Raw genomic sequence first — 23,327 nt, 5'->3', positions numbered from 1 at the left:
AGCTGATAGATCAAGCCAATTTGATGGATATGCGCATCCGCTCTGCAACCGGGCAAGGGCGACGCAGCCCGCGCACCGTCCACCCGGGCACCGTCCACCCCGGCCCGGCAGACCGCGCGCCGGCCGATTGCGCGCCGCGCCGGCCGATTGGACGCCGGCGGCAGCCCGGGCTCGTCTGCGGCCGGCGCCGGCTAGTGCGTTGTCCATGAACGTTTGCCGGGTCTGAGTGGGTCAGGCGGCCTTGAGCCGGGGCCGTCCCCAGCGGTGTTGTCGTTCGCTGCGGACGCGGGCTCGTTCGCGGCGTTGGGCGGCGAGGACGTCGGGGTGGCGGGCGTTGGCGTTGCGCCAGCGCAGGTATTGCTGCAGCTTGCGGGTCAGGACGGTGTGGTTGGGGTGGTTCGAGTTCGCCATGGTGAACGTGCGCAGCGGTCCGAACTGCGCCTCGATCGGGTTGGCCCAGGACGCGCTGGTCGGCGTGAGACACAGCTCGACCTTGTTCCGGGCCGCCCAGGCCCGGATCGTCGGGGTCTTGTTCGCCGACAGGTTGTCCAGGATGACGTAGATCGGTGCGCCGTCCGGCCGCGTCCTGCGGATCGATTTCAGCGCGGACAGGGTGTGATCGGCGCCTTTGCGTCGCCGGTTCACACCCCAGAGCTGGTCGTCGCCGAGGCTGTAACAGCCGTGGAAGTAGCGGATGCCGTGCGTGCGGTGGTAGGTCGCCGGCAGCCGGTCCGGATGCGACCGCCGTGCCCAGCCGCGGCCGTGGTGCGGGCGGATCGACAGCGGCCCGAACTGGTCGAAGGCGAAACACCGGTTCGGGAACCTGGTGGTCACTTCCTCGATCCGGTCGAGTTTGGCATCGAAGTCCGGGTCCTTGGATTCCTTCCAGGTGCGGGTCCGCTGCCAGCTGACCTCGTTACGGCGCAGGATCTGCCGCAGCCGTTCCCTGCCTACGTTCACGGTCCGGGCAGCGTCGGTGGCGAGGTAGTCGGCGAGTTTGCGCAGGCTCCAGCAGGTGAAGGGCCGCCCGAGCGTGCTCGGGCGGGCCTTGGCCGTCGCGACGATGAACGCGATGTCGTCGTCACTGATCAGGCGGGGACGGCCTCCCGCCCACTGAGGGTCCAGTGCGCGAAGACCGATCTCGTTGAACGCGTGGATCACGTCACGGACGGTGTCCTCGTGCCCGGCGATCAGGTTCGCGATCGCCGGCACCGGTGTCCCGGACGCCGACGCCATGATGATCAGCGCCCGGCGCACCCGGACCGAATCATGCTTACCCCGGCGGACCAGTTGTTGCAGCTTGCGGCCCTCTTCCTGCGTCAGCCGCCGTGCCCTGACCGGCTCAGCCAAGCCGTCACCTCACTCTCAACAGCCAATATCACCGCCGTTGAGAGTGAGGCTTCGAAGACGACTACCGACGGACATGTCCCGGTGTGTCGCCGATCCGGTGAACGTTCATGGACAACGCACTAGCCGGGCCGGGACAGCATCTTCAACATCTGGTCGATCTGGGCGGTCCGGGAAAGGTCGATCCGCCGGGCGAGTTCGCGCACCTCCGGGTGGGCGCCGGACTTCGTCTCCATTCGGGCCAGCTCCACGGCGTTGTGCTGGTGGCCGATCAGCAGGTTGAGGAAATCGGTCTCGAACGCCGTCCCTCGGGTCTTGGCCAGCGCCGCAAGCTGCCCCGGTCCGAGCACCGGCAGTCCGCCGTGTTCGGCGTGCACGTCGGAGTCCGGGTCTGCCGCGGTGGCCCGCCCCCAGCCGCGCAGCCAGTCCCGCATGCTCTGCTGCTCGGCCTCCTGGGTGACGTCTATCGCGGCAGCCAGGATCTTGAGTTCTTCACGCTCCGCCCGCCCGGAGGCCAGCCGGACCAGCGCCAACCCCTGGCCATGGGAGGTCACCATCATCTGCAGGAACATGACGTCGGTCTCGTTGAAAGCGCCGCTCAGCGCGGCCTGTGCCGGCCGGGAAGCGGCCGGGGCGGCCTGGGCGGACGGGGATCCATTCGGGCCCGGTGCGGGCGCCGCGACCGGGGCACCGGTCCCGGCCGGAGCCGGCCCGCAGCCGCCGAGCAACACCAGGCTGGTGACGATCAGGGTACGGCGACAGCGACTCATGCTCTCCGTCTCCAGGTGCGGGCGGCGCGAGCGCTCCGGCGGCGGATACGGACCCGCAGGGGGTACGGGTCCGTATCCGCGACGGGGAACGTCCCGCCGGGGGCGGTCAGATGCGCTGCCAGAGCGCCGGGACGTTCGGCGGCTCCCAGCCGGCGATCGCGGTGTGCGCCTGGAGGCAGCGGTACGTCGCTCCGCCGTAGGTCACCTGGCTGCCGACCTGGTATGCCGTGCCGGCCCGCCAGGTGCCGCCGGCCGGCGGCGGCGGGGCGGTGGTGGGCGGCGGAGGCGGCGGCGGCGGGGCGGTGGTGGGCGGCGGAGGCGGGTTGCCTCCCCCGCCGCCGATCTGGAGGTCGACGCAGACGTAGAAGGCGTTCGCGGTGTCCGCGATGTTCCAGATGGCCAGCAGCTTCTGCCGGCCGCTCCGGCCGCCCATGTTGACGTTGTGCGAGACGGTGGCGCCCGGTTGCCGGCCGCCGTCGTTGAAGACGGCGATCCTGGAGCCGCCGATGTAGTACTCCCAGGTGCTGGTCGAGTGCCGGGCGGTGATGACCCAGTTGAAGTTGACCGACTGTCCGACCGAGGTGGCCGGCCACGGCCGGCTGTCGTCGTTGAGGATCGCGAAGTGTCCGATGTTGGCGTGGCAGTTGCGCAGCCCCTTCGGACCCTCGACGCTCTGCGGCTCCCACTGGATCTGACCGCAGTCGAACGACACCGCCCGCTGGGCGCAGAGCGCCTGCCGGCTCGGCGGTGAGGAGATGTAGCCATGTGCCTGGGCGGCCTGCGGGGCCACGAGGAGGGCGGAGAGGACGGTCGCCACCGTCGTGACCGCCAGGACCACGGTTCTTCGCATCGTGGGCTCCTTACTTCAACGGGAAGGTCTCCTCAACATAAAGGTAAGATTGTTAACAGTAAATACCGCACGGCAACATTCGTCGATGGGTGCGAGGATCGCCCCCGGTGCGGCCCGACCGGGACGCTCCCGGCCGGCGCCACCGGGACTCACCAACCGGGGCGCTGGAGCAGGCCGAGAAACTCGGTGAGCAGCCGTTCCCGGACCGGGACCGGCGACGCCTCCAGCAGCGTGTTGACCAGCGCCATCCGCTCCAGCGGCCGTCCGGCGGCGGTCGGATCCAGGCCCAGCCCAGCCGCCATCTGGGCAACCAGTTCCGGGGTGAGCTGCTCCGGCGCCAGCGCGTCGAGCATGCCCAGCAGCTCGGCCGGAAGCCGCACCGGGCCGGCGAGCCGGGCGTCCGCCACCGCCGCCGCCAGGTCGGCAGCGAAGTCCGCCACCCTCGGCGCCACCGAGGCGGTCACCGACAGGTGGATGGTGGCCGGCAGGCCGGCGTACGAGAGCTGGGGCTGGGTGTGCCAGCCGCGTCGGGTCAGCTCGTCGGCGAGGACGAAGAGGTCGAGCCCCGGCTCGGTACCGGCGAAGCAGACCACCGTCGACTCCGCCTCGGCGACCAGCCGCAGACCATCCACTGCGGACACCGCGTCGGCGAGCCCCCGTACCGCCGTCAGGGTCCGCTCGGCCAGCGCCAGGTAGCCGGCGTCGCCGAGGTGCCGCAGCGTGGCGTACGCGGCGGCGATCGGCCCACCCGACCGGGTCGAGGAGAGCACCGGATTCACCAGCGTGTACCCGGGCCAGCCGGCGAAGGCGTAGTACTGCGAGCGGCGCAGCCCGGCATCCCGGTGCAGCAGCACCGAGACCCCCTTCGGGGCGTACGCGTACTTGTGCAGGTCCACCGAGATCGAGGTGACCCCCGGCAGCGCGAAGTCGAACGGCGGCACCGGCACGCCGAGCCGGCGCAGGTAGGGCAGGGTCCAGCCGCCGAAACAGGCGTCCACGTGGCAGCGCACCCCGGCGATGGCGGCGACCTCGGCGATCTCGGCGACCGGGTCCACCACCCCGTGCGGGTACGACGGCGCCGAACAGGCGACCAGGACCGTCTCCGGGCCGATCGCCGCCGCCACCTCCTCCGGCGCCGGCCGGAACGTCTCCGCCGAGACCGGCACCTGGTCGAGGGCGAGCCCGAGATAGTGGGCCGCCTTGGCGAAGGCGGCGTGCCCGGTGGCCGGCACCACCAGCCGGGGCCGGGTCACCTCGGGCCGGGCGTCCCGGGCGGCCTTGACGGCCAGGATCAGCGACTCGGTGCCGCCGCCGGTGACACTGCCGACGACCTCCGGCGCCGCCGTGCCCGGCCCGGCGCCGAGCAGCCGCGCGGCCGCGCCCACCAGCGCGTTCTCCAGCGCCAGCAGGGAGGGGAAGGCGGTCGGGTCCAGCCCGTTGACGTGCGCCGCCAGTGCGTACGCCGAATTCGCCAGCTCGTCCAGGCCCGGCACCGCCGGGTCGTAGACGTAGGCGAAGAGCCGGCCGCCGTGCGTCGGCAGGTCCGCGGCGCGCAGGTCGCCGAGCTCGGCCAGCACCTTGTCCGCAGGTACGCCCACCGGCGGCAACGCGTCGATCATGGCGGCCACCGTAACAGCCGGAACCGCCCCGTCGACCCTCCCGCGACCGGCCACCACGGCACGATTCCCTGCCGTGGTGCCGGGATCAGCGCTCTCGGACGTAGACCCCGACGCCGGGCAGCGTCTCCGTGATGCCCTTGGCCCGGAGGTTCTGCATGGCCCGGTCGATCACCGGCTCCGTCACGCCGTAGTGCTCGGTCAGCTCCCGCCGGCTCGGCAATCTGGAGCCGGGCGGAAACTCGCCCGCCTCGATCCGTTAAGGCGGAGCGCGGCGGGCGGCGTACCCTCGGCCGGCCCGGCCGAGATCAGCCGGCCGGCGCCCCGCGGCGCTCCGGATCGTCGGCGGAGGCCGCCGCCAGCCGCTCCGGGGTGAGGTCGTAGCCGCGCATGCTCAGCAGGGCGAGCCCGACCAGCAGGGCGGGGAGCACGCTGAAGCCGACCAGCACCCCGAGCCGGGCGGTGCCGGACTGCGCCGCCGCCGTACCGGTCGACGACGAGACGTAGCCGGAGAGTTGCAGCACCAGGCCGTAGATGCCCGGCCCGAGCGCCAGCCCGAACGTCTCGCCGGCCGTCCAGACCCCGGTGAAGACGCCTGCCTGGCGCCGGCCGGTGCGGGCGGTGTCGTAGGCGATGCAGTCCGGCAGCATCGCCATCCCGAAGACCTGCTGGCCGGCGTAGCCGCAGCCGATCGCCGCGACCACCAGGTAGACCGCCGGGGCCGGCAGCACCGGCGCCGCGACCAGTGCCAGCGCGCCACCGGCGAAGAGCAGCGAGGCGTACCCGAAGGCCCGGGGCTTGCCGAGCCGGGCGCCGGCCCGGCTCCAGAGCGGCATCACCAGCAGCGCCGGCCCGACGAAGCAGGCGAAGAGCAGCGTCGGCCCGGTCTGCCGGTCCCGCAGCACGTGCTCGGCGAAGTAGTTGACCCCGGCCAGCACGGTCGCGATGCCGGCGGCCTGGACCACGAAACAGACAAGCAGCAGCCGGAACGGCCGGTTGGCCGCCACCACGGCGAACTGGCGCCGCAGGCTCGGCTCGCTCTCCACCACGTCGCCGGTCGGCGCGGAACGGGTGCCGAGGAAGGTGCCGACCGCGCCGACCGCGATCAGCACCGCCACGAAGAGCCCCAGCCAGCGGTGCCCGGCCACCCCGTCGCCACCGGCCCGGACCACCATCGGGGCCAGCGCGCCGGAGACCAGGATGGCGAGCGCCAGCACCGCGATCCGCCAGGTCATCAGGCGGGTCCGCTCGGCGTAGTCGTCGGTCAGCTCGGCCGGCATCGCCACGTACGGCACCTGGAAGAAGGCGAACGCGGTCGCGGTGAGCAGGAAGGCCAGCGCGACGTAGCCGGCGGCGGCCGGACCGGGCGGAAACGGCGCGGCGAAGATGCCGGCGAAGAGCACGGCCAGGCCGAGCCCGCCGCCGAGCAGGTACGGCCGGCGGGCACCCCAGCGCGAACGGGTCCGGTCGGAGATCCGGCCGGCGACCGGGTTCACCAGCACGTCCCAGGCCTTCGGCAGCAGCACCAGCAGCGCGGCGACCCCGGCGGCCACCCCGAGGGTGTCGGTCAGGTACGGCAGCAGCACCAGGCCGGGCACCGTGCCGAAGGCGCCGGTGGCGAGCGAGCCGAGCGCGTAGCCGGCATGCACCCGGCGCGGCAGCACGGATCCGGAGGGCGCTGTGGCGGAATCCGGCGGGAGAGGGGATCCGGCGGGCCTGTCGGCGTGGGTGCCGGGCACGGCGTCCATGCGCTGGGATGGTAGCGGTCCCGATCTTGTTTCTGGGCTCCCGCTTTCGTGCGCTACCTGCCACCGATCGGCCACCGCCACGCCGGTGCGAATTTGCGGCAATCTTGAGAATCCTGGCATTCCGCACCGCTGTGTCCGGTGGCGCCGATGCGGGATGATCGCACCGGCTGCCTACGACAGACGAGGAGCGGGCCGGCATGCGCATCCTGTTGGTCGAGGACGACGCCCGGGTGGCCGGCGCGATGGCCGCCGCCCTCTCCCGGCGCGGCTACGACGTGGAGCGGGCCGGCACGGCCGCCGCGGCGCTCGCCGCCGCCCCCTGCGACCTCGTGCTGCTCGACCTCACGCTGCCCGACGGCGACGGGGTCGAGGTCTGCCGCGCCCTGCGGCAGCGCAGCGCGCAGCTCGGCATCATCGCGGTCACCGCCCGGGGTGAGGAACGCGACCGGGTCATCGGGCTACGGATGGGCGCCGACGACTACGTGGTGAAGCCCTTCTCCATGGCCGAGCTGGAGGCCCGGATCGTCGCGGTGCTGCGCCGGGCCCGGGTCGGCGCGCCCCGCCCGGAGTCCGTCGAGGTCGGTCCGATCTGGATCGACGTCGCCGCCCGGCTGGTCACGGTGCGCGGTGCCGAGATCTCGTTGACCCGCAAGGAGTTCGACATCCTGGTCTCGCTGGCCCGGCAGGTCGGGGTGGTGGTGCCGCACGAGCGGATCGTCCTCGACGTCTGGCCCACCACCGGCGCCGCCCGGCACACCGTCGAGGTGCACGTCGGCTCGTTGCGCGGAAAGCTCGGCGACCCCGACCTGGTGCAGACGGTACGCGGCATCGGCTACCGGCTCCGGGCCGAGTAGAGCCGGAGTCCCGCCGTGCGCCGCCGCCTGGTGTTCAGCTACTCGCTGCTCATGATCCTGGTCCTGCTCGCCCTGGAAACCCCGCTGGCGGTGACCCTCGCCAACCGGGAGACCGAGCGGATCCGGGCCGACCGGCTCGCCGACGCCAACCGGTTCGCCTCGCTCTCCGGGCCCGCACTGCGGACCGGCACGGTCAGCGCGATCACCGACGAACTGCGTCGCTACCACGAGCTGTACGGGATCGGCGCGGCGGTCATCGACCGGGAACGACGTCCGGTGGTAGCAGCGGCCGGCACCCCACTGGACTCCGAACCGACCGCCGCCGCGATCTTCGGCGCCCTCGCCGGCCGGCAGATGACCGTGCCGGAGGTGCTCTGGCCCTGGCAGACCGGCCCGCTGGTGGTGGCGGTGCCGGTGAACGACGGCGGCGAGGTGATCGGCGCCGTCGTCACGGTCTCGGCCACCACCCGGGTACGCCGCACCGTCACCGTCTGGTGGGTGGCGCTGGCCGCCATCGGACTGCTCGCCGTCTCCGCCGGGGTGATGACGGCGTTCCGGCTCGCCGGCTGGGTGCTGCGCCCGGTGACCGTACTCGACGTGGTGACCCACGACATCGCGGCCGGCGACGGCAAGGCCCGGGTGCCGACCCAGCAGGGGCCACCGGAACTGCGCCGGCTCGCCACCAGTTTCAACGAGATGGCCGACGCGGTCGCCGACGCCCTGGACCGGCAGCGGGCCTTCGTCGCACACGCCAGCCACCAGCTCCGCAACCCGCTGACCGCGCTACGGCTGCGGGTCGAGGAACTCGGCCCGAGCCTCACCGACTCCTCCGGCCGGGACGAACACCGGCTGGCGCTGGAGGAGACCGACCGGCTGGCCCAGGTCCTCGACGGCCTGCTCACGCTGGCCCGTACCGAGCGGGCCCGGCACACGATGGTGCGGGTCGACGCGGCGGCGGTGGCCGCCTCCCGGGTCGCCGCGTGGCAGCCGCTGGCGAACCACCGGGGCATCACCCTGACCCTGGCCCCGACCGCCGGCCCGGCGTACGCGCACGCGGTTCGTACCGCGATCGACCAGGTCCTCGACGCGCTCGTCGACAACGCCATCAAGTTCGGCCGCCCCGGTGGCCGGGTCGAGGTCTCGGTGCACCGGCTCGACGGCGGCGTCGCCGTCCGGGTCACCGACGACGGTCCGGGAATGACCGGTGCACAACTCGAATCGTCCACCGAGCGCTTCTGGCGGGCCCCGGACACCCAGAACATCGACGGCGCCGGCCTGGGCCTGACCATCGTCGCGGTTCTCGTCGACGCCTCCGGCGGCCGGCTCACCATGCACCCGGCCGCCCCGACCGGACTGACCGCCGAAGCCTGGTTCCGCGCAGCCGAGGCGTAAGGAAGGGCCCCCGCTTATCGCTTTCTGTTGTAGAAGGGCCCCCGCCTTGCACCCTGGACCGGGCGGGTCAGGGCTTGTGGGTCTGGTAGTAGCGGGCGGCGCCGGGGTGCAGGGCGAGCGGGGTGGTGGTGATCGCCGACTGCGGGTTCAGCCGGGCGGCGGCCGGATGCGCGCCGCTGAGCTCGTCGCGGCGCTGCATCAACAGCCGGGTCACGTCGTAGACCAGCTGCTCCGGCATGCTCGTCGCCACGACCAGGTAGTTGGGCACAGCCACGGTGGTCACCGGCTCCGTCCCGTACGCCGAGGCCGGGATGTCCCGGGCGACGTACACCTCCTCATGGGATCGGCGCAGCGGCTCGACCCACTGTCCCAGGTCGACGAAGCGGGCCGGGGTCTCGGCGGCGAAGTCGGCGACCGCCTTCACCGGCAGCCCGCCGGAGAAGAAGAACGCGTCGATGGTGCCGGCCCGCAGTGCGGCCACCGAGTCGTCGATGCCGAGTGGGAGCGGCTCGGCCAGGTCGTCGTCGACCTCGGCCACCTTGAGCAGGCGTTCCGCCGTGATCGCCGTCCCCGACCCCGGTGCGCCGATCGCCACCCGCCGACCCTTCAGGTCCGCCAGGTGGCGGATCGGTCCCTGCGCCCGGGTCACCAGGTGCAGCAGGTCGTCGTAGACCCGGGCGATCGCGCTCAGCCCCTCACCGGGCACCGGCTCGGTGGCCAGGATGTCGGCCTGGGTGAAGGCCAGCTCGGCCTCGCCGGCGCGGACCAGCCTGACGTTCTCCGCGGAGGCGGCGGTCACCACGACACTGGCCGTCACGTCCGGCAACTCCCGGTTGAGGATGGTGGCCAGGGACTGACCGACGGCATAGTAGACGGCGGTCGCGCTGCCGGTCGCGATGCGCAGTCTGGTCGGCTCCGCCGACGTCGGAGTGCAGCCGGCGACGGCCGGCAGGGCGGTGGCGACCGCGACCAGCGCCACGGTGAGCACGCCGAACGGCCGGCGGGCTCCTCTCCAGCCGGGTCCGCTCCGGCCCGGCGCTCTCCCGGCCACCCCGTCACCACCCCGGCGATGATCGACACTCACCGCAAATTTTGCTCAAGCCTTCGAGCGATGTCTACCGTCCCGCAGCGCCAACGGCCACCGTTGACGGTAGTTGGTTGTCGCGAGTACGGGGGGCGACAGATGGTCCGGAGCACCGGGGCGTACGCCTTGACGCCACCGCCCCCACGGCCGTCCGGCAGAACCAGCCTGCTGGACCGAGCCTCGCTGGCGGATGCCTTCGAGGCGGCGTGCCTGGTCAGGTGCATCCGAGCGGAGGAGGTGCGGCAGCCGACCACCCTGGTGGCCGAGTTCAGCTCGGAGGCTGCCGCGACCCGCCTCGCGGAACTGCTGGCCCGGCTCGGCACACCCGCCCGGTCGGAGCGGGTCACCGCCGGTGTCCGGCGCCGCTACGAGCTGCACCGCCTGCACGTGGCCGAGCCGGGGCAGCCGGTCGTGCTGTCGATGGGCTGGCGGCAGGGGCGTACCGCCCTGCTCGACCCGGCCGCCGTCGGCGCCTCGGCGCCCCGGCACGCCCGTCGGCAGGCGCTGGCCGCCGCCGCCTGGCGCGCCGCGCTGCTCGCCGCCGGCCGGCACGTCCGCACCACCATCCTCGGGGTACGGATCCGCGACACCGAACTCGCCGCCGTGCTGGTGCGCAGCGCCAACCTGCTCGGCTCGGCGGCCTCGGTCGCACCGCGCTCGGGTTGCCTGCTGGTGACCGTGCCGGGCGGTCCGGACCGGGAGCGCGTCCTGCGGCGCAGCGCCGAGCGGTTTCCGCTGGCGACCTGAACACACCCGCCGGCACGGCCGCTGGGCGCTTGGTGAGTCAGTCGGCCGGATGCCAGTCGGCGACCGCCATGTCGACGCCGGTGCCGCGCAGCGGGGTGCCCTCGGCGCGCAGCCGGGTCCGTGCCTCGGTTTCGTGCCCTGGTGGCAGCCGGCCCGCCGAGGTGACCACCCGGTACCACGGCACCCCGCCACCGTGCCGGGCCATGATCGAGCCGACCAGCCGGGCCGACGACCGGCCGGAGCGGTCGGCGAGGTGGTCGGCGATCGAGCCGTACGACATCACCCGGCCGGGCGGGATCCGCTCGACCAGCGCGAGCACCTCTTCGACGTACTCCTCAGGTGTCATGAGCTGCCACGATATGGGAGGGCGGGGCGGCAGGGCGGGGCAACACGGGCCGGCCGAGCAGAATGGGCGGGTGCGGGAAGCAGTCACCACAGCACACCGGATCGTGGTCAAGGTCGGCTCGTCGTCGCTGACCACCGCCGCCGGTGGACTCGACGCGGAGCGGGTCGACGCGCTGGCCGACGTACTCGCCGGCTGGCTGGCGGGTGGTCCGGCCGCCGGCCCCGCCACCGAGCCCGGCCAGCGGCCGTCCGGGGCGGGGCGCCGGCGGGGCGGCCCAGCGGCGGAGCGGCGGGAACTGGTGCTGGTCTCGTCCGGGGCGATCGCCGCCGGGCTCGCCCCGCTCGGGTTGCCGGCCCGGCCCCGCGACCTCGCCACCCAGCAGGCCGCCGCCAGCGTCGGGCAGGGGCTGCTGATCGGGCGCTACTCGGCCGGGTTCGCCCGGCACGGCCGCACGGTCGGCCAGGTGCTGCTGACCGTGGACGACGTGACCCGGCGGGCGCACTACCGCAACGCCTACCGGACGCTGCGGAAGCTGCTCGACCTGGGCGCGGTGCCGATCGTCAACGAGAACGACACGGTCGCCACCGACGAGATCCGGTTCGGCGACAACGACCGGCTGGCCGCCCTGGTGGCCGCGCTGGTTCACGCCGACCTGCTGGTGCTCCTCTCCGACGTGGACGCCCTCTACACCGGTGACCCGGCCCGGCCCGGCACCGTACGGATCGAGGAGGTCCGCGACGAGCAGGATCTGGCCGGCGTGGCGATCGGGCGCGCCGGCCGGGCCGGGGTCGGCACCGGCGGCATGGTCACCAAGGTCGAGGCGGCCCGGATCGCCACCGGGTTCGGCATCCCGGTGGTGCTGACCGCGACCCCGCTGGCTCCGGCGGCGCTCGCCGGCGAGCCGGTCGGCACGCTCTTCCACCGGGTACGGCAGCGGCCGGCGGCCCGGCTCTTCTGGCTGGCCCACGCCACCTCGCCCCGGGGGCGGCTGCACCTCGACCCCGGCGCGGTGCAGGCGGTGGTGGCCCGGCGCAAGTCCCTGCTGCCGGCCGGGATCACCGCCGTCGACGGCGCGTTCACCGCCGGCGACCCGGTGGACCTGGTGGACGGCGCGGGCGCGGCGGTCGCCCGTGGGCTGGTCAACTATGACGCGGTGGAGCTGCCCGGCCTGCTCGGCCGCTCCACCTCGGAGCTCGCCGCCGCCCTCGGTCCCGGCTACGAACGGGAGGTCGTGCACCGCGACGACCTGGTCCTGCTGGTCTGATCCCGACGGCACCCCACGCGCATCCCGACCCGGCCGGCGCGCTCAGGCGCTGGCGCGCTCAGGCGCTGGCGCGCTCAGGCGCTGGCGCGCTCAGGCGCTGGCGCGCTCAGGCGCTGGCGCGCTCAGGGGCGCCGATCCGGGGAAAGGGCTCGGTGGAGAAGACGACCTCCACCGAGACCTCGAAGTACTGCGCTATCCGCAACGCCAGGTGCAGGCTCGGGTTGTATTCGCCCCGCTCCAGGTAACCGACGGTCTGGTAGTGCACCCCGAGCGCGTCGGCGAGCTCCCGCCGGGAGATCCCGCGCTCCGCCCGCAGCACCGCGATGCGGTTGTATATGGCCTCGCTCATCAGGTGACCCTCTGCATCGCCTTCTCCTTCCGGGCGGCGACGCTCGAGCCGGACTCCCGGCGGGCCATCCGGCGTAACACGATCGGTGCCACCACCAGGCCCAGTACTGCCCAGCCGGCCAGCATGCCGAACGTCTCCAGATGCTGCCAGGAGCCACCGATCTCCACCGCCGCCAGCTCGTCCGGCAACAGTGCCGAGCGCGTGCCCAGACCCAGCCAGTAGATCGGGAACGCCTGGCCGATCCACTGCAACCACACCGGGAAGTTGGTGATCGGATAGAAGATTCCCGAGGTCGCGACCAGGCCCATGATGGGCAGCATGATGATGCCGATGTTGCGGGGGTTGTCGAAGATCGAGCCGAAGATCGCCCCGAGGGGCAGGCAGGCGAAGAGGCCCAACGGCACCACCCAGGCCAGGGTCAGCCAGGAGCGGGCACCGTCCACCTCCACGCCGCCCACCAGGAGCGCCCCGGGCACCACCAGGATGGCCGCGCCGATCAGGCTCATCCCGGCGACCTGCACGACCTTGCCGACCAGATAGCCGAGCATGCCGTTCGGGATCGCCTTGGCCCGCAGTAGCGTGCCGTCCTCCCGCTCGACCGTCAGGGTCATCATCATGGTGGTCAGGGCCCCGAACGCCATGCCGCCACCGAGCACGCTGGGCAGCGTACGGGCGCCGAGCGAGAAGTCCGTGCCGGGCACCGTGGCGTTACGCATGAAGAAGAGCACGAGCAGGAACGAGAAGTTGGGGAAGAGGTAGTTCCACAGGTCCTGCGGATTGGTGAGGGTCTGCCGCACCTCGATCCCGCCCCGCCGCAGACCGGCCCGCATCGCCATCACGATCGGGTTCACCGGCTCGCCTCCTCGAACTCGCGGAGCGCGGCCAGGCTCCGGCCGGACTCGGACTCCCGGACCAACGCCATGTAGGTCTCCTCCAGGCTGGCCCGCCGCACCTCCAGGTCGGCGATGCCGTCGCCGTACTGCTGAAACAACTGCCGGACGAAGCCGGTGGCATCGGCGGTGGCGTGTACGAAGCGCTGGCCGTCCCTGCTCCACCTGACCTCGGCCTCCCCGGACATCCGCCGGGAGAGTTCGTCGGCCGAGCCGTCGGCGATGATCGACCCGCCGGCCAGGATCAGGATCCGGTCGGCAAGCTTCTCGGCCTCGTCCAGGTCGTGGGTGGTCAGCAGGATCGTGGTCTGCTCCAGGTCGGTGAGCCGGTGCACCAGGTCGTGGAACTCGCGCCGCGCCTCCGGGTCGAAGCCGGCGGTGGGCTCGTCGAGGAAGAGCACCTCGGGGCGGCCGACGATGCCGATCGCGACGTCCAGCCGCCGCCGCTGCCCGCCGGAGAGCTGGCCGACCCGCTTGCCGGCGTGCGGGTTGAGCCCGACGGCGTCGATCAGGTCGTCGGTGTCCCAGGGCCGCCGGATCCGGTCGCTCGAGTAGGGGCGGTAGTAGGAGCCGAGGTGTTCGAGCAGCTCGCGGACCCGCCACTTGGCGTGGTCGCGCCAGGACTGCAACACCACGCCGAGCCGGGCGCGCCACCGCTCGTCAGCGTGGGCCGGATCCACCCCGAGCACAGCCACCTCGCCGGCCGAGCGCATCCGGAACCCCTCCAGGATCTCGATGGTGGTCGTCTTGCCGGCACCGTTGGGGCCGAGCAGTGCCAGCACCTCGCCGGCCCGGGCCGTGAAGTCGACGCCGGTCAGCACGTCGGTGCTGCCGTAGCGCATCCGCAGATCACGGACCTCCAGCACCGGCCGCTCGACCGGCGTCCCGGCGGGCTCGGCGGTCCGGCCCGGGGTCTCGGCAACGGTCATAGATCTACACCCCCTCGTCTAACTCCTGCGCGAGCAGATAGTACATCTACTACATCACGCTAGCGCAAGAACGATCACCGGGCGAGGGCGGTCCGCCGGAGACGCGGCGCGGGGCGGCTCCGGAATGGAGCCGCCCCGCGCCGGGAGATCGGGTCGGAGTGGACGTCGACGCGGCCGTCGACGCGGGATCGGTCGACGCGGGCGTCGACCTCGGATCAGTAGGCGGGCAGGGACGGGTCGATCTGCTTGATCCAGGAGAGCACGCCGCCCTGCACGTGCACCGCGTCGCGGAAGCCGGCGGCCTTCACCGCCGCCAGTGCCTCGGCGGAGCGTACGCCGGACTTGCAGTGCAGCACGATCTGCCTGTCCTGCGGCAGCGAGGCGAGCGCGGCGCCGGAGAGGATGTCGCCCTTCGGGATCAGCGTCGCGCCGGGGATGCGGACGATCTCGTACTCGGCCGGCTCCCGGACGTCGACCAGGAAGATGTCCTTGCCGGCGTCCTGCCACTCCTTCAGCTCGCGGGCCGTGATGGTGGCGTCCGCCACCGCCGCCTCCGCCTCCGGCGAGACGGCACCGCAGAAGTCCTCGTAGTCCTCCAGCAGCTCCGTGACGGTCGGGTTCTCCCCGCAGAGCGCGCAGTTCGGATCCTTGCGGACCTTGATCTTCCGGTACGACATCTCCAGCGCGTCGTAGACCGTCAGCCGCCCGACCAGAGGCTCGCCGATCCCGGTGAGCAGCTTGATCGCCTCGGTGACCTGGATCGAGCCGATCGACGCGCAGAGCACGCCGAGCACGCCGCCCTCGGCGCAGGACGGCACCATGCCGGGCGGCGGCGGCTCCGGGTAGAGGCAGCGGTAGCAGGGGCCGTGCTCGGCCCAGAAGACCGACGCCTGCCCGTCGAACCGGTAGATCGACCCCCAGACGTACGGCTTGCCGAGCAGCACCGCCGCGTCGTTGACCATGTAGCGGGTGGCGAAGTTGTCCGTACCGTCGACGATCAGGTCGTACTGGCCGAAAATCTCCAGCACGTTGTCCCGGTCCAGCGCGGTGTTGTGAATCTCCACCTGCACCAGCGGGTTGATCTCGCGGATGCTCGCCGCCGCGGACTCGGCCTTCGACCGGCCGACGTCCGACTGGCCGTGGATGATCTGCCGCTGGAGGTTGGACTCGTCGACGGTGTCGAAGTCGATGATGCCGAGCGTCCCGACCCCGGCCGCGGCGAGGTACATCAGGGCGGGCGAGCCGAGACCGCCGGCACCGACACAGAGCACCCGGGCGTTCTTGAGCCGCTTCTGCCCCTCCACCCCGACGTCCGGGATGATCAGGTGGCGCGAGTAGCGGCGAATCTCGTCAACGGAGAGCTCGGCGGCGGGTTCGACGAGCGGGGGCAGTGACACGGTGGACTCCCCGGTTCCGATCACCGCTCAGCCGGCGGCTGAGCGCATCGACAATGGCATGTCCGGCCATTGTTCCTCGCCGGAGCCGCGCTCGACCATGAGCTGGAACACCTGCCCGACATGCGGGAGTGGGAATAACCGCCGGAGACGGAACGGCGCAGCTCGGGCAGCGGTGGTGTGTGCCCGGGTCGGGGCCACGGCGACGACCGGGAGCTACCGGGCCGGACCGGCGTAGCGCTTCCCGTCCAGGTACGGCCAAGGGTTCGCCACGCAGCCGTCGAGAAAGAGCGTCTGCTGCATCATCACCGGGGCGGGCCGGTCGTCCCGGGGACACCGCTCGTGGCCGTGGCCGAGTTCGTGCCCCACCTCGTGGTTGACCACGTACGTCCGGTAGCGGTCCAGCGGCACCTTGCCGGCGACGTAGTGCGGCACCGAGAACATCCAGCGGTCCAGATTTATGATCACCCGGCCGGAGCCCCGGCAGGAGGTGTACGGCTTGCCGCCGACTCGGATGTCCACGCCGGAGGCGGCGCACATCGTGCGGGCCGTACCGGCGGTCACCAGGTAGATCGTGAAGTCGTGGCCGGTGCCGTCCGGGACCCGCTGCAGCCGCAACCGTCCGCTGCCGGTCCAACTCCGGGAGTCGGCCAGCGCGGCGTCGACCTCGGCGACGAACTCCTGGAGGTGCTCGTCGACGTTCCGCTCCACCGCCACCCGGTAGCGTCGTACCGCTCCGGCCCGGCCCGCCAGCTCGCCCCGGCCGCTCGCGTACGTGAAACTGCCCGGCCCGGTCGACGGCACCGGCCCGGCCAGCCGCAGCACGGGTGCGGGCGGTCGGCTCGGTGTGGGTGTGGCGGGGGTTGGCGGCGCGACGGTCGCCGGCGTCGTCGGTCCGGCCGCCTGGGCGGCGACCGACTGCTCCGCCGCCAACCGGTCGGCGGGCGGCACCAGCAACCCGATCACCGCTACCGCGCCGGCCACGCTCAACAGCAGCACCGCCAGCGTCGGAGCGTGCCGCAGCGACCGCATCCGCCGCCGGGGCCGCGTGCCGGGCTCCGGATCATCGGAGCCGCTTACCTGAGGTTGGCGCTGCCTGTTGGTACGCACGCTTACTTAGTACGCCCGACCCGATCATTTGGTTGCATCCGCTCCCCGGGGTCACCCCACAGGTGTCGCCACGCCCCGGCTGGCAACGCCCGCAGCGGGCGGGTCACGAGATCAGCAGGCAACGCCCACGGAGGGCCGGGCTGTGAGATCAGCAGGCAACGCTTGCACAGGGCGGGCTGGAGATCAGCGAGCGGCCGGCTGCGGGCTGGAGATCAGCGGGCGGCCGGCTGCGGGCTGGAGATCAGCGGGCGGCCGGCTGCGGGCTGGTCTCGTCCAGCAGGGCGAGCACCGCCCGGGCGACCGTGCGGGGCACCTCCAACTGTGGGACGTGCCCGACGCCGGCCAGCAGCAGGAGCCGGCTGTCCGGGACCAACCGGGCCACCTGGGCCGGCACCCGGATGTCGACCAGCCGGTCCAGCCCGCCGCCGATCACCAGCGTCGGCGCGGTTATCTGCCCGGCGATCCGCCACAGCGAACCGGGGCCCGGCAGGTACGCCCGGACGAAGCTGCCGACCAGGCCGCGCAGCGTACGCACGTAGGCCGCCGCGTAGTGCTCGGCGGTGTACCTGATCCGGATCTCCTCGATCGCCTCCATCCGCCGCTGGTCACAGATCCGGCGGGTGTCGGCCACGCACGCCTCCATCACCTGCCGGGCCATCTCCTCCGGTGGCAACTGGGTCAGCCAGCGGGCGGCCAGGCGCTCCGCCCGGGGCACCGCGAGCAGCGGCAGCACCCGGCCCTGCAACGAGCGGCGCGGATCGAGGAACGGCATCGCCGGGGAGATGAGGGTAAGCGTACGGACCAGGTCGGGGCGGAGACCGGCGACCCGTACCGAGATCGCTCCGCCGAGGGAGTTGCCGAACAGGTGCACCGGCCCCCGGCCGGAGTGCTCGAGGTACCGGACGACCCGGTCGGCGAAGGCCGCGATCGTGTACTTCCGCCCCGGGTCGCTGAGCCCGAATCCGGGCAGGTCGATGGCGTGCCCGTCGAGCCGGTCGGACAGCAGGCCGGCCAGGTCGGTCCAGTTCTGCGCCGAGCCGCCCAGCCCGTGCACGTAGAGCGCCGGTTCGGCGCCCCCTCGGGTGGCCGGGGTACGCCGGACGTAGGTGATCGAGCCGTCGATCCGCACGCCCTGGCCAGGCCAGGGCGACGGGATCCCGTCCAGGACGATCGACTCGTCCGCCGCCAGCAGCGCACGCCTCATGAACCAAGTGTGCCGGCAGCGCGGTGATCACGCCGCCGAGCCGGTGAAGCCGGGACGGCGGCCGGCTCGACGGATTGGCCGTCTGCACCCTTCCACTCTGGTTCGTACGGATTCGCACCGCCACCCGGAGGACCCTGCCGACCGGTTCAGGTGAGCAATGCCTCAAGCCGGCGGTTGACGGCGGCCAGCGTGGCCCGGACCACCGCCTGACGGGGATCACCGGAGACCAGCGCCGAGCCGGCGAGCTGCTCGACCCAGCCGTCGCAGACCAGCAGCACCACCACGGTGGCCACCTCGCATCTGCCGAACGGCACCACCGCCGCGTGCTCGACGAAGCACCGGCCCCGCTCGGTGACCCGGGTGGAGGCGCTGAGCAGCTCGTCGATGGCTGCCGCCGCCGCCACGGCGCAGAGCCGCAGCACGTACCCGTCGACAGCGGGACCGGTGGCCAGCCCGGTCGCCGGCTGCTTGCCGGCGGCGAGCCGTACCTCGACGGTGGCGTCCAGGCCGAAGGTGCTCACCTGCACGTGGTCGATGATCACCCGTGGGCCGGGCGGCGCACCCGGGTTCAGCGGCCGGGACGGCGCCGTCTCGGTGGTGGTCACCGGGCTACCGGAGTAGGAGCTGCCGACCGTGCTGGCGTTGCCGCTGATCGGCGACCCGCTCCGGCCGCCCTCCCCCGGCTGCTGCCCGACCGTTGCCCGGCCCCGGTGCCCCGGCGCCTGGCGCCGCCGGCGCGGCTCGTCGGTCGCCGGCTCGGCCCGGGGGGCGGACTCGGCCCGGGGAGCGGACTCGGCCCGGGGAGCGGACTCGGCCGGCGGCGCGTGCCGGGGTCGGGCCGCGCCGGGCCGGGCCGGGCCGGCGGCGAAGGTCGGGTCGCCACCCGGCTGGGCGGGCAGGTTCTGCGGGGCGGCGGCCAGGCCCATCCGCTCCTGGAGCAGCCGCGCCACGTGCCGGCTCACCTCCGCCGGATCGGCCCCGTCGGCCAGGTCGAGGCGCAGGCTGTGTGCGCCGGCCGGAGTGGTACGCAGCGACGCGTCGCGTACCCCGGCGACTCCCCGGACCGCGTCCAGGATCGCGTTGACGTCGAAGCCGTCCGGTCGCTCGCGCGGCTCTGCCGTTCCGTCCTCCCGACGCAGATGGGTGGCGATCCGGGCCAGTTCGGGCGTTTCGGCGTGCGGCTCCGGGGCGAGCGGTTCCGGCACGGTGGGCACGTCCGGCTCGGCGGGTACGCGCTGCGGCAGCACGTCACCGGATTCCGCGGGCCGGACGGCACCGGATTGCACAGGTGCCGCCTCCGGATCCGCCGCCGCCTCCGGATAGTGGTACGGCGAACCGGGATAGCTCGGCGCCGTCGGCAGGGCCAGCGCCTCCCGGCGGTACGGGTAACCGGGCGCCTGCCCGGTCGGCGGCTGGCCCGGCGGTTCGGTGCCCGGCGGTGAACCGCCCGCTGCCGGCGGATAGCCGGCCGGCGGTGCCTGCTGCGCCGCCGGATAACCGGCCCGCTCTCCACCGGGCACCGCACCTGGGGAATAGCCCGGGGAGTGCCCACCCGGCCCCGACGGCTCGGTGCCGGGCCCGGAGGGATAGCCCGCCGGTTCCGCACCGGGCGCCGATGCGGCCACCCCGCCGAGCCCCGACAGGTAGCCCGGCGGCTCGGGCTCGGGGGCGACCGGCCCTGGATAGCCGCCAGGGGTCTCCGGCGCGACCCGCCGACCGGCGCCCTCCGGCGCCGCCGGCTGGCTGTGCGCGGCGGCCGGGTAGCCGGCCGGCGCCGGCGGCGGCGCGGGGTGCCCCTCCCGGTGCGCCGGCCCGGCGGGCGGCGGTTCGCCTACACGCTGCGACTGCGAGCCGGGTACGCGCTGTGGATGCGGGTCGGCCCAGCTCGGCGGCTGCGGGTCGGACCAACTCGGCGACCAGCGCTGCTCGGGCCCGCCGGAGGTCTCCGCCTCGCGGGTCGGCCCGGTCTGCGGGGCCGGCTCGGCGGGGTGCTGACCCTCGGCGTGCCGGACGCCCTCCTGCTCCGGTTGCGCGCCGGAGGTGGCCCAGGGCGGCGCCCAACCGGAGGACCAGTTCGCCCCCTCCTGGCCCGGATAGCCCGCCGACTCCTGGACGGGATAGCCCGCCGACTCCTGGCCTGAATAGCTCGCCGACTCCTGGGCCGGGTAGCTCGCCGACTCCTGGCCTGAATAGCTCGCCGACTCCTGGGCCGGGTAGTCGGTCGGGGCGACCGGCGTCGGCGCCCGCTCGTCGGGCTCGACCTGGCGCCAGCCAGCTCCTGCCGGTCCGGTCTGTTCCGGACCGGTCGCCTGTGACGACGAGCGGTCCGGTTGCCGGGGAACGGCCGGCATGAGCGCGGTCAGTCCGGTCACCGGCGGGTGATCGTGGTCGGAGGGGGACCGGAAGTTCCGGGCGCGTTCGGCCTCCGCCGCACCGGCCGGCTCCGCTACCCCACCGGCACCCCCCTGGCCGGCCGGCGGGCCGGAGGTCATCGCCGGCGGCCCGGAGACCGCGGCCGGCGGCCCCGACGTCACGGCCGGCGTGCTGGGCATGGCGCTGGGCGGTCCCGAGACCGCGGCGGGCGGTGCCGAGGTCGGCTGCGGGTGCACCGGCTGAGCAGGCTCTCGCCAACGCGGTGGTTGGCCTGCCGGCCCGATGCCGACGCGTTCCGGCTCGCCATAGCCGCGTTCGATGTAGCCGCGCTCGCCGAAGGCGTGCCGCGCCGTGCCGGCGGCATCCGGCTCACCCGCCGGTCCCGACGGCTGCCCCGGATAGTCCACGGCGGCACCGGCGGGCAGGTCCGGACCGGCACCCCACCGGTCGGCGGGCTCGACGACCTCCGCGTCGTACGCATGGCCCGGCTCGCCGGGCAGCCTCCGACCGCCGGACCAGCCCTGGGCGGGCTCGGCCACCTCACCCAGGTGCACGCCGTTGACCGGTTGCCGGAGTTCACGGATCGGGATGCCGGGCGTGGCCGGAATCGGCCGGGGAGTGTAGGCGGCACGGTCGCCCCAGCCGCGGGTCACCGCCGGCTCGACGACCGGGTGCCACTGCCGCCCCGACGCATCGACGCCGTTCTCCGCACCGGACCAGCCCACGTCGCCCGCCCAGCCATTGGCCGGACGGGCCGGGTCACCCTGCGGACCTGCCCCGTTACCGTGCTCTCCCGGTGTGGGGGCTCCGGGTTGCCCTGTTTCGTCCACCGTGCGCTCCTTGGTCGCCCCCGCTGAGGCTACCGTGTGGTGGCAGTGCCGATAAGTTACAGCGGCGGGCTAATTCGGCAGTCGAGTGATCTACCCAGCGCTCTGCCGGAAAGAAGATTGACGGCGTGCGAGGTGAAGCGGAGGTGACCATGACCCAGGTGGGAAACGGCGCGCAGACGGCTGGGCGGCCAACGCGCCTACCGCGCTCGGCACGACGTAAGCAGCTGCTGGCGGCAGCCCAGGAGGTGTTCGTCGCCCAGGGATACCACTCGGCCGCGATGGACGACATCGCCGAGCGGGCCGGCGTCTCCAAGCCCGTCCTCTACCAGCACTTCCCGGGAAAGCTGGAGCTGTATCTGGCGCTGCTCGACACGCACTGTGACGCGATCGTGGCCAAGGTCCGGGACGCGATGGCCGCGACCACCGACAACAAGGAGCGGGTCAGCGGGGCGGTCCGGGCCTACTTCGACTTCGTCGATCACGAGAGTGGCGCGTTCCGCCTGGTCTTCGAGTCCGACCTGCGCAACGAGCCAGCCGTACGCGAACGGGTCGAACGGGTGGAGCAGGGCTGCATCGCCGCCATCACCGACACCATCATCTCCGACACGGGGGTGAGCCGGTCCCGGGCCGAACTGCTCGCCTCCGGGCTGGTCGGCGCCGCCGAGACCGCGGCCCAGTTCTGGCTGGCCGGCGGGCGGAAGGTGCCGAAGGCCGAGGCCGAGGCGCTGCTCACCGGCCTGACCTGGCGAGGGATCGCGAGCTTTCCCCTGCAGGGCGAGTCGGCCTCAACGTAAGCCGCGCCGATCGGATAGCCTTTCCGACGGCGGATCTTTCGCCCCGAACAAGGAGGCCACGTGGAGGTCAAGATCGGCGTGCAGTACGCGCCGCGCGAGCTGGTCCTGGAGAGCGCGCAGACGCCGGCCGAGATCGAGCAGATCGTGACCGACGCCCTCGGCAACAGCGAAGGCACCCTGTCGCTGACGGATGAGAAGGGCCGCCGGGTGATCGTGCCGGTCGGCAAGGTGGCCTACGTGGAGATCGCCGAGGCATCTCCCCGCGCTGTCGGTTTCGTGGCCCGCTGATCTCCCGCTGACTCCGGCCAAACCCGCTGACTCCGGCCAACCGGACCAGCGGCTGCCGGCTGTCGACCGGTCGTGCGGCCGGGATCAGTTGTTCAGTCCGACCGCCGCCATCCGCGTGGTGTGCGCGGCGGTCAGTCGCCTGAACAGTGTCTGCACGCCGGACCGGTCGTCGAAGCCGGTCGCGATCAGCGCGGTCAGCGCCACCCGCTCGCCGGCCGTCCGGCCCGCCTGGGACAGCCCCTCCCCGACCAGTCTCCGGGCCCACATCGAGAGCCGGTTCGCCACCTTCGGGTCCGCCTCGATGGCCAGCCGGATCTCCCTGCCGGCGAACTCGTCGTACCGGGAGTCGTGCAACACGTCCAGCACGAGCTGCCGGTCGGGCTCGGCGAGAAGCGCCGCCATCTCCCGGAAGAAGTCGTCGGCGATGGCGTCACCGACGTATGCCTTGGTCAGCGCCTCCAGCCAGTCCTTCGGCTCGGTCGAGTCGTGGTACGACTGCAGGGCCGGCACGAACGGGGCCATCGCGTCGCCGGGTGCGACGCCGAGTGCCGTCAGCCGGTCGGCGAGCCGCCGGTAGTTGCCGATCTCGATGGCGGCCATCTCGCTCAGCACGGCGCGCCGCGCCAGGTCGGGCGCGAGCCGCGCGTCGGCGGCCATCCGGTCGAAGGCCATCAGTTCGCCGTACGCGACCAGGCCGAGCAGGTCCACGACCGCGGTGGACGGTTCCCACCCCAGGGGGGCGGAGGTGGGAACGGGGCCGGAGGCAGGGGTGGAGCCGGGGGCGGCGGAGGGAACCGGGGCGGGTTCTGCGGGGGCGGACACGCCCGCAGGTTACCGCCCGGTGGACCGGCCCGGGGTGCCGTCCGGAACAGGACCCTCCGCGCGACACGTCTCGGCGGTCTCATTCCCGTCACCTGCGTACCCGTCGGTAATGTGGCGAACGTGATCTGTAACGGATGTCACATCGACGGACCCCGGTCGCCGGAGGTGTACCCGTACCGGAGACGCCGTTTGCCGGGCTCAGGTAGCATGGATCAGTTGCCGAAGGAGGCAGGGTCCGGGAGACCTTGATCGTCTCCGGAAAATCTGCCCTCCGGCGCGCGCGTGCGGCCCGGTCTTCCACTCGGCGTTCAGCCGTCGACCGTGTG

At 73.1% G+C, this 23,327-nt stretch carries 21 protein-coding genes and 1 pseudogene; 6 read left to right on the top strand and 16 right to left on the bottom strand.

What is annotated here, in order from left to right:
- Positions 1 to 231: 231 nt before the first annotated feature.
- The 6 genes from ACN28C_RS09125 to ACN28C_RS09100 form a co-directional block, all read right to left on the bottom strand.
- Positions 232 to 1,350 carry an IS630 family transposase gene (locus ACN28C_RS09125; protein ID WP_422771730.1) on the bottom strand — a complete coding sequence of 373 codons (1,119 nt, stop codon included), beginning with the start codon at positions 1,348 to 1,350 and terminating at the stop codon, positions 232 to 234.
- A gap of 119 nt (positions 1,351 to 1,469) precedes the next feature.
- On the bottom strand, positions 1,470 to 2,117 hold the full coding sequence (locus ACN28C_RS09120) for a DUF305 domain-containing protein (RefSeq protein ID WP_422773088.1): 648 nt from the start codon (positions 2,115 to 2,117) through the stop codon (positions 1,470 to 1,472).
- A gap of 106 nt (positions 2,118 to 2,223) precedes the next feature.
- Positions 2,224 to 2,967, bottom strand: coding sequence for a lytic polysaccharide monooxygenase (locus tag ACN28C_RS09115; RefSeq protein ID WP_422773087.1), 744 nt, complete (start codon positions 2,965 to 2,967; stop codon positions 2,224 to 2,226).
- A 149-nt stretch (positions 2,968 to 3,116) separates the two neighbouring features.
- Entirely contained in the window at positions 3,117 to 4,586 is a 1,470-nt protein-coding gene (locus ACN28C_RS09110; RefSeq protein WP_422773086.1) for a pyridoxal phosphate-dependent decarboxylase family protein, read from the bottom strand.
- 85 nt (positions 4,587 to 4,671) lie between these two features.
- Complete coding sequence (locus ACN28C_RS09105) at positions 4,672 to 4,839, bottom strand: GntR family transcriptional regulator (protein WP_422774593.1); 168 nt, start codon at positions 4,837 to 4,839, stop codon at positions 4,672 to 4,674.
- Positions 4,840 to 4,891: 52 nt separating this feature from the next.
- Positions 4,892 to 6,331 carry an MFS transporter gene (locus ACN28C_RS09100; protein ID WP_422773085.1) on the bottom strand — a complete coding sequence of 480 codons (1,440 nt, stop codon included), beginning with the start codon at positions 6,329 to 6,331 and terminating at the stop codon, positions 4,892 to 4,894.
- 197 nt (positions 6,332 to 6,528) lie between these two features.
- Here ACN28C_RS09100 and ACN28C_RS09095 point away from each other — a divergent pair, with 197 nt between their 5' ends.
- Positions 6,529 to 7,185, top strand: coding sequence for a response regulator transcription factor (locus tag ACN28C_RS09095; protein ID WP_422773084.1), 657 nt, complete (start codon positions 6,529 to 6,531; stop codon positions 7,183 to 7,185).
- A gap of 15 nt (positions 7,186 to 7,200) precedes the next feature.
- Positions 7,201 to 8,577, top strand: coding sequence for an ATP-binding protein (locus ACN28C_RS09090; protein ID WP_422773083.1), 1,377 nt, complete (start codon positions 7,201 to 7,203; stop codon positions 8,575 to 8,577).
- A gap of 67 nt (positions 8,578 to 8,644) precedes the next feature.
- Here the strand turns inward: ACN28C_RS09090 and ACN28C_RS09085 are convergent, their stop codons facing one another.
- A complete protein-coding gene (locus ACN28C_RS09085) occupies positions 8,645 to 9,565 on the bottom strand; it encodes a TAXI family TRAP transporter solute-binding subunit (protein ID WP_422774592.1) in 921 nt (306 codons plus the stop codon).
- 195 nt (positions 9,566 to 9,760) lie between these two features.
- Here ACN28C_RS09085 and ACN28C_RS09080 point away from each other — a divergent pair, with 195 nt between their 5' ends.
- Positions 9,761 to 10,408 carry a hypothetical protein gene (locus ACN28C_RS09080; protein WP_422773082.1) on the top strand — a complete coding sequence of 216 codons (648 nt, stop codon included), beginning with the start codon at positions 9,761 to 9,763 and terminating at the stop codon, positions 10,406 to 10,408.
- 37 nt (positions 10,409 to 10,445) lie between these two features.
- Here the strand turns inward: ACN28C_RS09080 and ACN28C_RS09075 are convergent, their stop codons facing one another.
- Positions 10,446 to 10,754 (bottom strand): MGMT family protein, encoded by a 309-nt coding sequence (locus tag ACN28C_RS09075; protein WP_422773081.1) that lies wholly within the window; start codon positions 10,752 to 10,754, stop codon positions 10,446 to 10,448.
- A 70-nt stretch (positions 10,755 to 10,824) separates the two neighbouring features.
- Between ACN28C_RS09075 and proB the strand changes: the two genes are divergently transcribed.
- Positions 10,825 to 12,018, top strand: a complete 1,194-nt coding sequence (gene proB / locus ACN28C_RS09070; RefSeq protein ID WP_422773080.1) for a glutamate 5-kinase — start codon at positions 10,825 to 10,827, stop codon at positions 12,016 to 12,018.
- Positions 12,019 to 12,124: 106 nt separating this feature from the next.
- Here the strand turns inward: proB and ACN28C_RS09065 are convergent, their stop codons facing one another.
- From ACN28C_RS09065 to ACN28C_RS09035, 7 genes and pseudogenes are all read right to left on the bottom strand, one after another.
- On the bottom strand, positions 12,125 to 12,367 hold the full coding sequence (locus ACN28C_RS09065) for a helix-turn-helix transcriptional regulator (protein WP_422773079.1): 243 nt from the start codon (positions 12,365 to 12,367) through the stop codon (positions 12,125 to 12,127).
- Positions 12,367 to 13,218, bottom strand: coding sequence for an ABC transporter permease (locus tag ACN28C_RS09060; RefSeq protein ID WP_422773078.1), 852 nt, complete (start codon positions 13,216 to 13,218; stop codon positions 12,367 to 12,369). The genes ACN28C_RS09065 and ACN28C_RS09060 overlap by 1 nt, the downstream gene beginning before the upstream one ends.
- Positions 13,215 to 14,186 (bottom strand): ABC transporter ATP-binding protein, encoded by a 972-nt coding sequence (locus ACN28C_RS09055; RefSeq protein WP_422773077.1) that lies wholly within the window; start codon positions 14,184 to 14,186, stop codon positions 13,215 to 13,217. The genes ACN28C_RS09060 and ACN28C_RS09055 overlap by 4 nt, the downstream gene beginning before the upstream one ends.
- Before the next feature lie 215 nt (positions 14,187 to 14,401).
- Complete coding sequence (gene moeZ, locus ACN28C_RS09050) at positions 14,402 to 15,607, bottom strand: adenylyltransferase/sulfurtransferase MoeZ (protein ID WP_422773076.1); 1,206 nt, start codon at positions 15,605 to 15,607, stop codon at positions 14,402 to 14,404.
- Positions 15,608 to 15,796: 189 nt separating this feature from the next.
- Positions 15,797 to 16,690, bottom strand: a complete 894-nt coding sequence (locus tag ACN28C_RS09045) for a DUF3152 domain-containing protein (protein ID WP_422773075.1) — start codon at positions 16,688 to 16,690, stop codon at positions 15,797 to 15,799.
- Positions 16,691 to 16,931: 241 nt separating this feature from the next.
- A complete protein-coding gene (locus ACN28C_RS09040) occupies positions 16,932 to 17,894 on the bottom strand; it encodes an alpha/beta fold hydrolase (protein ID WP_422773074.1) in 963 nt (320 codons plus the stop codon).
- A gap of 146 nt (positions 17,895 to 18,040) precedes the next feature.
- Positions 18,041 to 19,351: pseudogene (locus ACN28C_RS09035) on the bottom strand (hypothetical protein); the annotation flags it as partial.
- A 1,895-nt stretch (positions 19,352 to 21,246) separates the two neighbouring features.
- Here ACN28C_RS09035 and ACN28C_RS09030 point away from each other — a divergent pair.
- A complete protein-coding gene (locus ACN28C_RS09030; protein ID WP_422773073.1) occupies positions 21,247 to 21,891 on the top strand; it encodes a TetR/AcrR family transcriptional regulator in 645 nt (214 codons plus the stop codon).
- 60 nt (positions 21,892 to 21,951) lie between these two features.
- On the top strand, positions 21,952 to 22,179 hold the full coding sequence (locus ACN28C_RS09025; protein WP_421495393.1) for a DUF3107 domain-containing protein: 228 nt from the start codon (positions 21,952 to 21,954) through the stop codon (positions 22,177 to 22,179).
- Positions 22,180 to 22,263: 84 nt separating this feature from the next.
- On the opposite strand, the gene ACN28C_RS09020 is transcribed toward ACN28C_RS09025, so the two are convergent.
- A complete protein-coding gene (locus ACN28C_RS09020) occupies positions 22,264 to 23,001 on the bottom strand; it encodes a ferritin-like fold-containing protein (RefSeq protein ID WP_422773072.1) in 738 nt (245 codons plus the stop codon).
- Positions 23,002 to 23,327 lie beyond the last annotated feature (326 nt).

The organism is Plantactinospora sp. WMMC1484 (genome assembly GCF_049315195.1).
In the GTDB taxonomy this organism is placed as follows: Bacteria; Actinomycetota; Actinomycetes; order Mycobacteriales; family Micromonosporaceae; genus Plantactinospora.
The sequence above is the reverse complement of the archived record's forward strand: the minus strand, read 5'-3'. Positions and strand labels throughout refer to the sequence as shown.

What these genes read in the sequence shown, in the direction of transcription:
- ACN28C_RS09120 (WP_422773088.1), bottom strand. Translation starts at nt 2,117, where the DNA reads ATGAGTCGCTGTCGCCGTACCCTGATCGTCACCAGCCTGGTGTTGCTC.
- ACN28C_RS09115 (WP_422773087.1), bottom strand. Translation starts at nt 2,967, where the DNA reads ATGCGAAGAACCGTGGTCCTGGCGGTCACGACGGTGGCGACCGTCCTC.
- ACN28C_RS09110 (WP_422773086.1), bottom strand. Translation starts at nt 4,586, where the DNA reads ATGATCGACGCGTTGCCGCCGGTGGGCGTACCTGCGGACAAGGTGCTG.
- ACN28C_RS09100 (WP_422773085.1), bottom strand. Translation starts at nt 6,331, where the DNA reads ATGGACGCCGTGCCCGGCACCCACGCCGACAGGCCCGCCGGATCCCCT.
- ACN28C_RS09095 (WP_422773084.1), top strand. Translation starts at nt 6,529, where the DNA reads ATGCGCATCCTGTTGGTCGAGGACGACGCCCGGGTGGCCGGCGCGATG.
- ACN28C_RS09080 (WP_422773082.1), top strand. Translation starts at nt 9,761, where the DNA reads ATGGTCCGGAGCACCGGGGCGTACGCCTTGACGCCACCGCCCCCACGG.
- ACN28C_RS09075 (WP_422773081.1), bottom strand. Translation starts at nt 10,754, where the DNA reads ATGACACCTGAGGAGTACGTCGAAGAGGTGCTCGCGCTGGTCGAGCGG.
- ACN28C_RS09065 (WP_422773079.1), bottom strand. Translation starts at nt 12,367, where the DNA reads ATGAGCGAGGCCATATACAACCGCATCGCGGTGCTGCGGGCGGAGCGC.
- ACN28C_RS09055 (WP_422773077.1), bottom strand. Translation starts at nt 14,186, where the DNA reads ATGACCGTTGCCGAGACCCCGGGCCGGACCGCCGAGCCCGCCGGGACG.
- ACN28C_RS09040 (WP_422773074.1), bottom strand. Translation starts at nt 17,894, where the DNA reads ATGAGGCGTGCGCTGCTGGCGGCGGACGAGTCGATCGTCCTGGACGGG.
- ACN28C_RS09030 (WP_422773073.1), top strand. Translation starts at nt 21,247, where the DNA reads ATGACCCAGGTGGGAAACGGCGCGCAGACGGCTGGGCGGCCAACGCGC.